Source organism: Streptomyces sp. NPDC058683 (assembly GCF_042716195.1).
Lineage (GTDB): Bacteria > Actinomycetota > Actinomycetes > Streptomycetales > Streptomycetaceae > Streptomyces.
Genome location: NZ_JBHXSK010000073.1, coordinates 37,437 through 50,441, shown reverse-complemented (window position 1 = coordinate 50,441; position 13,005 = coordinate 37,437). Strand labels below are relative to the sequence as shown.

Below are 13,005 nucleotides of genomic sequence, written 5' to 3'. Positions count from 1 at the left end.
TCGCCCAGTTCGGCGGCGAGTTCCTTGGCGGGGCGCTCCCGGTCGACGTGGTGGCGGGTACGGCCGGCGTGATGACAACCGCGGCTCCCGCCCGGCGTTCCAGCGGGACGACCGTGGCGATCGTGGTGGCTTCCGCCGCGACGACCGTGGTGACCGTCCCGCCTTCCGTCGTGATGACCGCGACGATCGTGGCGGGCGGAGTGACTTCCGTCGGGACGACAACCGGGGCGGTGGCGGTGGCTACCGGGGCCGGGACGACCGTCGGGACGACCGGCGCGATGACAGCCGTGGTGGCTTCCGAGGCCCCCACAGCGACGACCGAGGACATGGCCCCCGGCGAGACGACCGGCGCGATGACCGCCGAGACGACCGAGGCGGCTTCCGTCGGGACGACAACCGGGGCGGTGGCGGTGGCTACCGAGGCCGGGACGACCGGCGCGACGACCGTCGGGACGACCGGCGTGGCGACGACCGGCGTGGCGGCGGTTACGGACGCCGTGACGAGCGTGAGCGCGACCGGGACCGTGAGCCGATCAAGCGGCTGCCGATCCCGGAGGACGTCACCGGCGACGAGATCGACAAGGACGTACGCCAGGAGCTGCAGAGCCTGCCCAAGACGCTCGCGGAGGACGTCGCCAAGAACCTGGTGATGGTCGCGCGGCTCATCGACGAGGACCCCGAGGGTGCGTACGGCTACTCCAAGGTGGCCCTGCGGCTGGCGTCCCGTGTCGCCGCCGTGCGTGAGGCCGCCGGGTTCGCCGCGTACGCGAACCAGAAGTACAGCGAGGCGCTCGCCGAGTTCCGGGCCGCGCGGCGGATGACCGGCAGCGCGGACCTGTGGCCCGTGATGGCCGACTGCGAGCGTGGGCTCGGGCGGCCGGAGAAGGCGCTGGACATGGCCGGCGCCCCCGAGGTGCACAAGCTCGACAAGGCCGGCCAGGTCGAGATGCGGCTCGTCGCCGCCGGTGCCCGGCGTGACATGGGGCAGCTGGACGCGGCGATCGTGACGCTGCAGAGCCCCGAACTGGCGTCCAACTCCGTACAGCCGTGGACCGCGCGGCTGCGGTACGCCTATGCCGACGCCCTGCTCGCGGCCGACCGTGTGGGCGAGGCGCGGGAATGGTTCGCCAAGGCTGTCGAGGCCGACCGGGACGGCAGCACGGACGCCTCCGACCGGCTGGCCGAGTTGGACGGGGTCGAGTTCGTCGACGCCCTGAACGACGACGAGGACGAGGACACGGTCACGGTCACGGACGAGGAATCGGACGAAGACACGGACGAGGACACGGACGACGACGTGGACATGGACGACGACGTGGACATGGACGACGACGTGGACATGGTCGACGACGCGGACGAGTCCGAGGAGACCCTCGGCGAAGCCGCGACCGAGCCCGAGGCGGAGTCCAAGGCCACGACCGAGGCAGAGACCGAGGCCCAGGCCAAGTCCGAGGCCGAGGCCGACAAGGACTGATCACGGCGTTCGACAGAGGGCAGGCTCCGACCGGGGCCTGCCCTCTGTCGTTCTCGTCGCCGTTCTCAGATGTCGAGCGCCCGCAGCACCAGCCCCGACGCCGGCTTCGGGCCGAAGGACGTCGACTTGCGGGGCATCGTCACGCCCTGGCGGGCGAGGTCGCGGACGACCTCCTCGTGGACCGGGTGCAGGAGGACGGCCGTACTGCCGGCGCGTTCGGCCTTGGCGACCGTCGCCGCCGCATCGTGGATGTACGCGATGTGCGCGTTCGAGTCCTCGGGGATGCGCCAGACGTGGTCGAGGAGCGTGGCGTGCAGGACGGTCGCGTCGAGCGTGCGCCAGGCGGCCGGGCGGTCGGCGGGGACCGTGCGGGCCAGCAGATCCGGGTCCGGGCGGTCGATGAGGTGGAAGGCGCCGTCGCCGGCCAGCACGAACGCGTTGCCGGCGCACGCCGCGTCCGCGAGCGCCTCCTGGGCCTGCGGCAGGGGGACGTCGAGCCGTCGTACCCGGAAATGGTCCTGTACGGCCGCCAGGGCCTCCGCCACCGGCAGGCCGTGCAGCAGGCGGTGGATGGCGCGGACGCGCAGCGGGTAGCGCGCGGTGTCGACCAGGAGGACCAGGCCGTAGTCCCAGGGGCTGGGGGAGGCGTGCTCCGCGCGTAGACGCAAGTAGGTGGCCCACCGGTGGTGGCCGTCGGCGATCAGGGCCTGGTGGTGGGCCAGGTCGGACTGGACACGTGCCACCTCAGAGGGATCGGTGACCGACCAGAGGCGGTGGTGGAAGCCGTCCTCCGTGGTGGTGGCGAGGAGCGGCGGGCGGTCGGCCGCCTGTTCGACGACCTCGGCGGCCGTGCCGTTGCCCCGGTAGGTCAGGAGCAGGGGTTCGAGGTTCGCGGAGGTCGCGCGCATCAGCGCCGCGCGGTCGGCGACGACCGGGGGCATGACCTCCTCGTGCGGCAGCACCACGCCCTCCGACGGTTCCGAGACCCGCAGCGCGCCGATGACCCCGCGCTGGAGCATGCCGTTGCCGTCGTGCTGCTCGTAGACGTACAGGCCGGGTTCGGGATCCGTGGTGAGGATGCCCTCGGCCTGCCAGCGGTGCAGGGTGTCGGCCGCCTGTTCGGTGCCGGCGCTGGGAGTGCCGGCCTGCGGAAGGATCAGGCGGACGATGTTGTGCGGATCGGCGGACTGGAGGTGGTGTACGCCGTCGGGGCGTACGACGACGTCGTACGGCGGGGAAGTGACGGCGGCGAGGCTGCCGACCCGGTCGGGGTCGTAGCGAAGGCCTCGGAACGGGTTGAGTTCCAGGCCTCGGCGCTCCGTTGCTTCCGAGTGACCTGCAGTGTTCATCCCGGCATCGTACGTGTGTCAGTGGCGTGCGGGATGATCGATGGGGAAAGGCGGGACAACGAAGAGTGACTAGGAGCGATGGGGAATGAGCCAGGGTGTCGGGACTGGTCCCGAGGGCAGCGGACAGGCTCTGAGCACGGCGTATGACACGGCGCTGCTCGATCTGGACGGCGTGGTGTACGCGGGCGGCAGCGCGATCGCGCACGCAGTGGAGTCGCTGGCGGCGGCCCGCGCGGGCGGGATGCGACTGGCGTACGTCACCAACAACGCGCTGCGCACGCCGGACACGGTCGCCGGGCACCTCACCGAGCTGGGGATCCCGACCGGCGCCGATGACGTCATCACCTCGGCGCAGGCGGTCGCGCGGCTGATCAGCGAGCAGGTGCCGGCGGGTGCGCGGGTGCTGGTGATCGGCGGCGAGGGGCTGCGGGTCGCCCTGCGGGAGCGCGGGCTGGAGCCGGTGGACTCCGCCGACGACGACCCGGCGGCGGTCGCGCAGGGGTACGGCGGCCCTGACCTGGCGTGGGGGCGGTTCGCCGAGGCGTCGTACGCCGTCGCGCGCGGGGTGCCGTGGTTCGCGTCCAACACCGATCTGACGATTCCCAGCGGGCGCGGGATCGCGCCGGGCAACGGCGCGGCGGTGGAAGTTGTCCGGATCGCGACGGGTGCCGAGCCGCAGGTGGCCGGCAAGCCGCTGCCGCCGATGCACCGGGAGACGGTCCTGCGGACGGGTGCGAAGCGGCCGTTGGTGGTCGGGGACCGGCTGGACACCGACATCGAGGGTGCCTTCAACGGCGGGGTCGACTCACTGCTCGTCCTGACCGGTGTCACCGACGGGCGTCAGCTGCTCGCCGCGCCGCCGCAGCACCGGCCGACCTATGTCGACGCCGACCTGCGGGGGCTGCTCACCGGGCAGCCGGAGGTCACGGCGGCGGGCGACGGCTTCCGGTGCGGCGGCTGGACGGCCACGGCGGGGGCGGACCTGCTGGAGCTGAAGGGGGACGGCGAGGCCCTCGACGGGCTGCGGGCGCTGTGCGCGGCGGCCTGGACGGCGGCCGGGGACGGCTCCTGCGAGTTGGACGGAGGCAAGGCGCTGGCGCGGCTGGGGCTCTGAATCCGCGCTGCTCACCGGGACCGGGCATCGAGATCCAATGAGAGGGTAGGCTAACCTAACCGGGTGTTGGTCGACAGTCCTCCCGAACAGCGCGCGGAGACCGCCCCCGCGCCCCCAACCCGCCGGGCGATACGGACCCTTGGGCTCCTCGTCTCCGTCGTGATCCTGCTGCTCGTCGCGCTGGCGAGCATCGCGATCGGAGCGAAGGAGCTGCCGCTGGACCAGGTCTGGCACGGCCTGTTCCACGACACGGGGACCTACGGCGACGTGGTCGTACACGAGCGGCTGTCCCGGACCGTCCTCGGCCTGCTGGCCGGTGCCGCCCTCGGCCTGTCCGGGGCGGTGCTCCAGGCGCTCACCCGCAACCCGCTCGCGGACCCCGGCCTGCTCGGCATCAACGCGGGCGCGTCGGCCGCGGTCGTCACCGCCATCACCTACTTCGGTGTCACCACCCTCAACGGCTATGTGTGGTTCGCCTTCTTCGGGGCGGCCGCGGTGGGCGCGCTGGTGTGGTTCCTGGGCGGCAGCCGGGGCGCCACCCCGGTGCGGCTGGCGCTGGCCGGTACGGCGATCAGCGCCGCGCTCTACGGCTACCTCCAGGCCGTGATGATCACGGACGGCGCGGCGCTCAACAAGTGGCGTTTCTGGACGGTCGGTTCGCTGGCCTCCGCGAGCGACTCGACGATCGTGCAGGTGCTGCCGTTCCTCGCGGTCGGCACCCTGCTCGCCCTCGGCCTCGCCCGGCCGCTGAACGCGGTGGCGATGGGCGACGACACCGCCCGTGCCCTCGGCGCCAACCTGGGCCGCACCCGGGCCCTCGCCATGCTCGCCGCCGTCGTGCTGTGCGGCGCGGCCACCGCGGCCTGCGGCCCGATCGCCTTCGTCGGCCTGATGGTCCCGCACGTCGTGCGCTCCTTCACCGGCCCCGACCTGCGCTGGATCCTGCCGTACGCGACGATCCTGTCGCCCGTGCTGCTGCTCGGCGCCGATGTCGTCGGCCGGATCGTCGCCCGCCCCTCGGAGCTCCAGGTCGGCATCGTCACCGCGATCATCGGCGGGCCGGTCTTCATTCTTCTCGTACGACGGCGGAGGACGGCCCAGCTGTGAGGAACACTGCTGTGAAGACCACTGCTGCGAAGACCACCGCTGCGAAGACCACTGCTGCGATGACCACTGCTGCGAAGACCGCCGCTGTGAAGAACACGCGTACCCTGCGCACCCCCGGCGGGCTCTCCCTGCGGGCGGACCTGCGCGCGCTGGTCGTCGTGACCGCGCTGCTGCTGGCCGCGTGTGCCGCGAGTGTCGTGCTGATCGGCACCGGCGACTTCCCGATCTCCTTCGGCGACGTGGTGAGGACGCTGGCCGGCAACGGCACCCCGAGCCAGGACTTCATCGTCAACGAGCTGCGGCTGCCGCGTGTGCTGGTCGGTCTGCTGGTCGGCGCCTCGCTCGGTCTCGGCGGCGCGCTGTTCCAGGCCATCTCGCGCAACCCGCTCGGCAGTCCGGACGTCCTCGGTCTCTCCCAGGGCGCGACGTCCGGCGCGCTCGTCGTCATCGTGCTGACGTCCGGGGGCGCCGCCCAGGTCACGTTCGGCGCGCTGGTCGGCGGTCTGCTGACCGGTCTCGCCATCTATCTGCTCGCCTGGAAGCAGGGCGTGCACGGCTACCGGCTGGTCCTGGTCGGTATCGGTGTCTCCGCGGTCGTCACCGCGGTCAACGGCTATCTGCTCACCAAGGCCGACTTCGTCGACGCGACGCGCGCGGTCGTCTGGATGACCGGCTCCCTCAACGGCCGGGACTGGAGCCAGGTCTGGCCGCTGCTCGCGCTCTGCGCGGTCCTCGTCCCGCCGGCCCTCGCCAACGCGCGCGGCCTCAGGATGATGGAGATGGGCGACGACGTGTCCAACGCCCTCGGGGTGCGCGTGGAGCGGGTACGGCTGCTGCTGATGGTGTCGGCCGTGCTGCTGACCGCGGCCGCCACCGCCGCCGCGGGCCCGGTCAGCTTCGTGGCGCTCACCGCCCCGCAGCTCGCCCGCCGTCTCACCCGCTCGCCCGGCCCCAACCTGCTGCCCTCCCTCTGCATGGGCGCCACCCTGCTGGTCACCGCCGACTGGGCCTCCCAGCGTGCCTTCGGCGCCGACCAGCTGCCCGTGGGCGTGGTCACCGGTGTCCTGGGCGGCCTCTACCTGCTGTGGCTCCTTGTCACCGAACGCAAGGCGGGCCGGATATGAGCACGCGAGGCGGGCCGGGCATGAGCACGAACCCCGAGTCGGAGAGCAAGAACAAGAAGAGGAACCCTGTGAACCGCCTGTCCGCCGAGAACGTCACCCTCGCCTACGACCAGCGTGTCATCGCCGAGCAGCTGTCGGTGGAGATCCCCGACAACTCCTTCACCGTGATCGTCGGCCCCAACGCCTGCGGCAAGTCGACGCTCCTGCGCGCGCTGTCGCGGATGCTCAGGCCCAGCCAGGGCCGGGTGCTGCTCGACGGGCAGGTCATCCAGTCGATGCCGGCGAAGAAGGTCGCCCGCACCCTCGGCCTGCTGCCCCAGTCGTCCATCGCGCCCGACGGGATCACCGTCGGCGACCTGGTCGGCCGCGGCCGCTACCCGCACCAGGGCCTGCTGCGGCAGTGGTCCGCCGAGGACGAGCGGGTGGTCCAGGAGTCGATGGCCCAGACGGGGGTCGCCTCACTCGCCGACCGGTACGTCGACGAGCTGTCCGGCGGTCAGCGGCAGCGCGTGTGGATCGCCATGGCGCTCGCCCAGCAGACCCCGCTGCTGCTCCTCGACGAGCCGACCACCTACCTCGACATCCAGCACCAGATCGACGTCCTCGACCTCTGTGCCGAACTGCACGAGGAACAGGGGCGCACGCTGGTCGCCGTGCTGCACGACCTCAACCACGCGGCCCGTTACGCCACGCACCTCATCGCGCTGCGCGAGGGCGAGGTGATCGCCGAGGGCGCCCCGAACGACATCGTCACCGCCGAACTGGTCGAGGAGGTCTTCGGGCTGCGCTGCCAGATCATCGACGACCCGGAGACGGGCACCCCGCTGGTGGTGCCGGCGGCCCGGAAGGCACGTACGCGGGTGACGGTCACAGAAGCTTCCTGAGCCGGAACAGGTCCAGCAGGTTCGCGTCCAGCTTCACCCGGCCCGAGCCCCAGGCCCCGGCGAAGTTCAGCTCGCCGTCGACCAGGGCCACCAGGTCGTCGCCGGCCATGGCCAGCCCGATCTGCGCCTTCTCCCGGGGCGGCCCGGGGAACGTCTCCTCCACCTCGATCCGGCCGCCGGTGAGCCGGCCGGCGAAGGTGACGTCCAGGTCGGTGATGTGGCAGCTGACCGTGCGGTCCATGGCGGCGGCCGCGCGGACGTCGCCCTCGGCGCCGCCCATGGTGTGGGAGAGCTTGTCGAGTGCGGCGCGGCACTCCTCGATCGTGGCCATCGCGATCGACGGTACCCCAGCGGTTCGGGGTAGCGTCGGGGCATGACCGACTCTGTGCCCGAGGGCCGGGTGGCGGAGACGGCGGAAGCGGTCCCGGCCGAGCCCGAGTACGACCCCGCCGCCCCTGCCCCGCTGAACGTCCCCCGCACTCCCACCGGCAACGCCGAGGTCGACGCCCAACTCGACCGGCTGGGCGACACCGACCACCTCGCCACGGACGGGCATCTGGAGGTGTACGAGGATGTACACCGGGGGCTGCGCGACGCGCTGACCGCGCTCGACGCCCGCCCGGGACCTCCGGGCCCCCCGGCGCCCGCACCGCCGTACGGCACCAGGGCGCCCGCACCGTCGTCGTACCACCAGAGCAGGAGCTGAACCGAACGTGGCAGGAGTCGCACGCCGCCGTCTGGACGCGGAGCTGGTCCGCCGGAAGCTGGCGCGTTCGCGGGAGCACGCCAGCCAGCTGATCGCCGCCGGGCGGGTCTCCGTCGGCAAGACCCTGGCGACCAAGGCGGCCACCCAGGTGGAGACCGCCGCGGCCATCGTGGTGCAGTCCGACGACAACGACCCCGAGTACGTGTCCCGGGGCGGCCACAAGCTGGCGGGTGCGCTGGCGGCGTTCGTCCCGCAGGGGCTCGCGGTCGAGGGACGGCGGGCGCTGGACGCCGGCGCGTCCACCGGAGGCTTCACCGATGTGCTGCTGCGCGCGGGCGCCGCGCAGGTCGTCGCCGTCGACGTCGGATACGGACAACTCGCGTGGTCTCTGCAGAGCGATGAACGCGTCACCGTCAAGGACCGTACGAACGTACGCGAGTTGACGCTTGAAGCGATCGATGGGGAGCCTGTGGATCTTGTCGTGGGTGATCTGTCCTTCATCCCGCTCGGGCTGGTGCTGCCGGCCCTGGCGCGGTGCGTGAAGCCGGACGCCGACCTGGTGATGATGGTCAAACCGCAGTTCGAGGTGGGCAAGGAACGACTGGGCAGTGGGGGAGTCGTACGGAGTCCGCAGCTGCGGGCGGAGGCCGTGCGGGGGGTTGCCGACAAGGCGTGGGAGCTGGGGCTCGGGGTGAACGGTGTCACCGCCAGCCCGCTGCCCGGGCCGTCCGGCAATGTCGAGTACTTTCTGTGGCTGCGGGCCGGGGCACCCCGACTGGACCCGGCCGACGTTGACCGTGCAGTGGCGGAGGGGCCGCGTTGACACAGAACCGAGCTCGTACTGTTTTCCTGCTGGCCCACACCGGGCGGCCTGCGGCGATCCGCAGCGCCGAACTCGTGGTCAAGGGCCTGCTGGCAGCCGGAGTCGGCGTACGGGTCCTGGATTTCGAGGCCCGAGACCTGCCGCTCCCCGAGGAGGTCGAACTCGTCGAGGAGGCCTCGCCGCACAGCCTCGACGGCTGTGAGCTGCTGATCGTGCTCGGCGGTGACGGCACGCTGCTGCGCGGTGCCGAGTTCGCACGCGCCTCCGGGGTGCCGATGCTCGGCGTCAACCTCGGCAGCGTCGGGTTCCTCGCGGAGGCCGAGCGCGACGACCTCGACAAGGTCGTGGACCGGGTGGTGAGCAGGGCGTACGAGGTCGAGGAACGGATGACCGTCGACGTCGTCGTGCACCGCAACGGGGACATCGTGCACACCGACTGGGCGCTGAACGAGGCGGCCGTGCAGAAGGCGGGCGCCGAGAAGCTCCTCGAAGTCGTGCTGGAGATCGACGGGCGGCCGGTGACCGGGTTCGGGTGCGACGGGATCGTGCTGTCGACCCCGACCGGGTCCACGGCGTACGCGTTCTCGGCCGGCGGGCCGGTGGTGTGGCCGGAGGTGGAGGCGCTGCTGATGGTGCCGATCTCCGCGCACGCGCTGTTCGCGAAGCCGCTGGTGACGTCGCCGGACTCGGTGCTGGCGGTGGAGGTGCTGCCGCACATCCAGCCGGGCGTGCTGTGGTGCGACGGGCGCCGGACCGTCGAGCTGCCGCCGGGCGCGCGGGTGGAGGTGCGGCGGGGGGCGGTGCCGGTGCGGCTGGCACGGCTGCATCACGCGTCGTTCACGGACCGGCTGGTGGCGAAGTTCGCGCTGCCGGTCTCCGGGTGGCGGGGGGCGCCGCAGTAGCGGTTCGCGGCGGGTGGCCGGGGAACTTCGGCGGCTGCGGGTGGTTCGTGGTTGCTCGCGCAGTTCCCCGCGCCTCTTTGGGGCGCACCTCCACTCGCCCGGGTGACAGGGGGCCTCGCACTTCGTCGGCCGGACCTCGTAAGGTCTTCTCCGTGCTGGAAGAAATGCGGATACGGTCCCTCGGAGTCATCGACGACGCTGTCGTCGAGTTGTCGCCGGGGTTCACTGCCGTCACGGGTGAGACCGGTGCGGGCAAGACCATGGTCGTCACCAGCCTGGGGCTGCTGCTCGGTGGGCGGGCCGATCCCGCGCTCGTGCGGATCGGCTCCGAGAAGGCGGTCGTCGAAGGACGGCTCACCGTGCCCCCGGGCACCTCCGCGGTCGTACGGGCCGAGGAGGCCGGCGCCGAGCTGGACGACGGGGCGCTGCTGATCAGCCGTACCGTTTCCGCCGAGGGCCGCTCCCGGGCGCACCTGGGCGGCCGGAGCGTGCCCGTGGGGCTGCTCGCCGAGCTCGCCGACGACCTGGTGGCCGTGCACGGGCAGACCGACCAGCAGGGCCTGTTGAAGCTGTCCCGGCAGCGGCAGGCCCTGGACCGGTACGCGGGTGACGGGGTCGCCGTGCCGCTCGCCAAGTACGGCGAGGCCTACCGGCGGCTGCGGGCCGTGGCGGTGGAGCTGGACGAGATCGTCACCCGGGCGCGTGAGCGGGCTCAGGAAGCCGACATGCTGCGCTACGGGCTCGACGAGATCGCCGCCGTGGAGCCGCGGGCCGACGAGGACGTCGAACTCGCCGAGGAGGCCGAGCGGCTCGGACACGCCGAGGCGCTGTCGTCGGCCGCGACCGCCGCGCACTCCGCACTCGCGGGCAACCCCGAGGACCCCGAGGGCATCGACGCGGCCACCCTCGTCGCGGGCGCCCACCGCGCCCTGGAGGCCGTACGGTCGCACGACCCGGCGCTGGCCGCGCTCGCCGACCGGATCGGCGAGGTCGGGATCCTGCTCGGCGATGTGGCGGGCGAACTCGCCGGGTACGCCGACGACCTGGACGCCGACCCGCTGCGGCTCGCGGCCGTGGAGGAGCGGCGCGCCGCGCTCACCGCGCTCACCCGCAAGTACGGCGAGTACGGCGACGGCATCGGCGCGGTGCTGGCGTGGGCCGAGCGGGGTGCCGCACGGCTGACCGAACTCGACGGCGACGACGAGCGGATCGACGAGCTGACCGCCGAACGGGATGCCCTTCGTGCGGAACTGAGCGGCCTCGCACAGGCGTTGACCGACGCGCGCACCGAGGCCGCCGCGCGCTTCGCGGCCGCCGTCACCGCCGAGCTGGGCTCCCTCGCGATGCCGCACGCGCGCGTGTCCTTCGACATCCGGCAGACCGAGGACCCGGAGGGCGTGGAGGTCGGCGGGCGTACGGTCGCGTACGGCCCCTCGGGCGCCGACGAGGTCGAACTGCTCCTCGCCCCGCACCCCGGCGCCCCGCCCCGCCCGATCGCCAAGGGCGCCTCCGGCGGTGAGCTGTCCCGCGTGATGCTCGCGGTGGAGGTCGTCTTCGCGGGCACCGACCCGGTCCCGACCTACCTCTTCGACGAGGTCGACGCGGGCGTCGGCGGCAAGGCGGCGGTCGAGATCGGCCGCCGGCTGGCGAAGCTCGCCAAGTCGGCGCAGGTGGTCGTGGTCACGCACCTCCCGCAGGTCGCCGCTTTCGCCGACCGGCAGTTGCTGGTCGAGAAGACCAACGACGGCTCGGTCACGCGTTCGGGCGTGAAGGTCCTGGAGGGCGAGGAGCGGGTCCGGGAGCTGTCCCGGATGCTCGCCGGCCAGGAGGACTCGGAGACGGCCCGGGCCCACGCGGAGGAGTTGTTGGCCACGGCTCGGGCGGACAGGCCCTAGCGGGGCTGCCTGGCCGGCGCCGGGAGAAGGGGCCGGCGTGGTGGCTGCTGCGTGGCCGGTGGAGCGAAGAGCCGGGCCAGTGTGTCCAGGGGGGCGTCCAGGGCGTTCAGCGCGTCCATGGCCGTCCCCGCCGCCTGTGAGGGGGCGGCGGGACCTGGCGGTGCCGCGGGGAGCGGTTCGTGCTGCTGGTCCGTGGCCGGAGGGCGGCGGCCTATGGCGCGGCGCACTGCCAGGGCGCGGGCCTTGATCTCCGTCCGGCGACGGGTCAGGGCGGGGTCGTCGCTCAGCTCGGCCGGTGCCGACGCGACCGCGGTGGTCAGGGTGTCGAGCGGGGCGGCACACTCCTGCAGGGCCGCCGTGGCCCGCAGTGCCGTGTCGTTCGCCGCCCGGCCGGTGGTCAGGGCGGCCAGCACCCGCAGCGGTGCGGTGGCGAGGACCAGCTGGTCGACGCGGTTCGCGAACCGGGCCCGGGCCCGGCGCACGGCGCGTTCGTCGCGCCAGTCGGCCTCCAGCAGTTCGCCGAGGCCCGCCAGCGCGGCGGCGGTGCGGGCCCGCGCCACCGCGGCCGTACGGATCGGCAGGACCAGCCAGGACGATGCGAGGCCGATGCCCGCCCCGACGGCGATGCCGGCCAGCCGGGTGTGCAGAAGGTCGCCGGGGCTCTGCCCGAACCAGTCGTAGAGCAGGGACAGTACGGCCGTCACGCACGCGGCCCAGTACGCGTAGCTCAGCTCGCGCAGCCAGGTGGCCACGGCGAGCACCGCGAAGATGACGACGACGGCGGTGTCCGAACGAGGTCCGAACGATCCGGTGACGGCACCGGCCACCAGTGTGCCGACCGCCGCGCCGGCCGTGCGCCAGGCCCCCTTCACCAGTACGTCCCCTCGACTGCGCGCGCCGCTGCACACCAGGAAGGCGGTCAGTACGACCCAGGCCCAGTGATCGGGCCAGACGGTGCGGCCGACGACGAAGGCGGCGGTCAGGGCCGCCGCCATCTGCAGCGCCATCCTGGTGCTCGCCGGAAGGCCGGCGCGGGCCGAGGGCGTCGTCCTGACCGCCCAGACGGGCGGGGGAACGGGGACGAACCGGGTCCGGTGCGCCACCCAGGTCAGCAGGGTGCCCCAGACGACCGCGACCAGGGCCGTCACGGCCGCCCAGCCGGTCCGGGCGTGCCCGTCCGTGGGTGCGACCCCGGCGGGGATGACGAGCACGGCGACCAGGGGAAGCACCAGGAGCGTCCCGGCACGGGTGGCGTGCGTCCCGAAGCGGCGGATCCAGATCGCTCCGGCCACCCCGAGCACGAACACCGCGTCGCCCACGTTCGGGTGACGCTGGATCAGTGTGCTCAGCTCCGTGCCGCCGGCCACGGCACACGGCAGCACGGCGGCGGCCAGCAGCCGGTCGGTGGGGTCGAAGGCGCGCTGCACACGGCCGAGCGAGAAGGCGACGACGACGGCCTGTACGACGCTGTCGACGCGGAGTCCGGCCAGGTGCTCGATGAGCAGCGCCCAGCCGTACGTGCCGAGCACGGTGCCCATGACGACGGCCGTCTGCCGCAGGTACAGGCCTGTGGGGTCGAAGCGCAGGGTCTGGCGGAGCGAGCGCCAGAAAGTAAGCATTGTGTACC

Annotated in this window: 13 protein-coding genes; 10 read left to right on the top strand and 3 right to left on the bottom strand. The window is 72.9% G+C overall.

Annotation, left to right across the window (positions count from 1 at the left end; all coding sequences use genetic code 11):
• The first annotated feature begins 113 nt into the window (after positions 1–113).
• Positions 114–650, top strand: coding sequence for a hypothetical protein (locus ACFWXC_RS48035; RefSeq protein WP_384489731.1), 537 nt, complete (start codon positions 114–116; stop codon positions 648–650).
• Positions 533–1,474, top strand: coding sequence for a hypothetical protein (locus tag ACFWXC_RS48030; protein ID WP_384489737.1), 942 nt, complete (start codon positions 533–535; stop codon positions 1,472–1,474). Before ACFWXC_RS48035 ends, ACFWXC_RS48030 begins: the two co-directional genes overlap by 118 nt.
• A gap of 65 nt (positions 1,475–1,539) precedes the next feature.
• On the opposite strand, the gene ACFWXC_RS48025 is transcribed toward ACFWXC_RS48030, so the two are convergent.
• Positions 1,540–2,823, bottom strand: a complete 1,284-nt coding sequence (locus ACFWXC_RS48025) for a DUF1015 domain-containing protein (RefSeq protein ID WP_384489729.1) — start codon at positions 2,821–2,823, stop codon at positions 1,540–1,542.
• 85 nt (positions 2,824–2,908) lie between these two features.
• On the opposite strand from ACFWXC_RS48025, the gene ACFWXC_RS48020 reads away from it, so the two are divergent.
• The 4 genes from ACFWXC_RS48020 (at position 2,909) to ACFWXC_RS48005 (ending at position 7,052) form a co-directional block, all read left to right on the top strand.
• Positions 2,909–3,937: an HAD-IIA family hydrolase gene (locus tag ACFWXC_RS48020; protein ID WP_384489727.1), complete on the top strand. Its 1,029-nt coding sequence runs from the start codon at positions 2,909–2,911 to the stop codon at positions 3,935–3,937.
• A 63-nt stretch (positions 3,938–4,000) separates the two neighbouring features.
• Positions 4,001–5,044, top strand: a complete 1,044-nt coding sequence (locus ACFWXC_RS48015) for a FecCD family ABC transporter permease (RefSeq protein ID WP_384489725.1) — start codon at positions 4,001–4,003, stop codon at positions 5,042–5,044.
• A 59-nt stretch (positions 5,045–5,103) separates the two neighbouring features.
• Complete coding sequence (locus tag ACFWXC_RS48010; protein WP_384489735.1) at positions 5,104–6,168, top strand: FecCD family ABC transporter permease; 1,065 nt, start codon at positions 5,104–5,106, stop codon at positions 6,166–6,168.
• Positions 6,169–6,188: 20 nt separating this feature from the next.
• A complete protein-coding gene (locus ACFWXC_RS48005) occupies positions 6,189–7,052 on the top strand; it encodes an ABC transporter ATP-binding protein (RefSeq protein WP_384489723.1) in 864 nt (287 codons plus the stop codon).
• Here ACFWXC_RS48005 and ACFWXC_RS48000 read toward each other — a convergent pair.
• Positions 7,036–7,383, bottom strand: a complete 348-nt coding sequence (locus ACFWXC_RS48000) for a sterol-binding protein (protein WP_351699480.1) — start codon at positions 7,381–7,383, stop codon at positions 7,036–7,038. The genes ACFWXC_RS48005 and ACFWXC_RS48000 overlap by 17 nt on opposite strands.
• A 42-nt stretch (positions 7,384–7,425) precedes the next feature.
• On the opposite strand from ACFWXC_RS48000, the gene ACFWXC_RS47995 reads away from it, so the two are divergent.
• The 4 genes from ACFWXC_RS47995 (at position 7,426) to recN (ending at position 11,378) form a co-directional block, all read left to right on the top strand.
• Complete coding sequence (locus ACFWXC_RS47995; RefSeq protein WP_384489721.1) at positions 7,426–7,758, top strand: hypothetical protein; 333 nt, start codon at positions 7,426–7,428, stop codon at positions 7,756–7,758.
• Positions 7,759–7,765: 7 nt separating this feature from the next.
• Complete coding sequence (locus ACFWXC_RS47990) at positions 7,766–8,581, top strand: TlyA family RNA methyltransferase (RefSeq protein WP_384489719.1); 816 nt, start codon at positions 7,766–7,768, stop codon at positions 8,579–8,581.
• Positions 8,578–9,483 (top strand): NAD kinase, encoded by a 906-nt coding sequence (locus ACFWXC_RS47985; RefSeq protein ID WP_384489717.1) that lies wholly within the window; start codon positions 8,578–8,580, stop codon positions 9,481–9,483. Before ACFWXC_RS47990 ends, ACFWXC_RS47985 begins: the two co-directional genes overlap by 4 nt.
• Positions 9,484–9,647: 164 nt before the next feature.
• Positions 9,648–11,378, top strand: a complete 1,731-nt coding sequence (gene recN, locus ACFWXC_RS47980; RefSeq protein WP_384489733.1) for a DNA repair protein RecN — start codon at positions 9,648–9,650, stop codon at positions 11,376–11,378.
• On the opposite strand, the gene ACFWXC_RS47975 is transcribed toward recN, so the two are convergent.
• The gene (locus ACFWXC_RS47975; protein ID WP_384489715.1) at positions 11,375–12,997 is read right to left on the bottom strand and encodes an FUSC family protein; all 1,623 of its coding nucleotides are present in this window, start codon (positions 12,995–12,997) and stop codon (positions 11,375–11,377) included. The two genes, recN and ACFWXC_RS47975, sit on opposite strands and share 4 nt — an antisense overlap.
• Between the last annotated feature and the right edge of the window lie 8 nt (positions 12,998–13,005).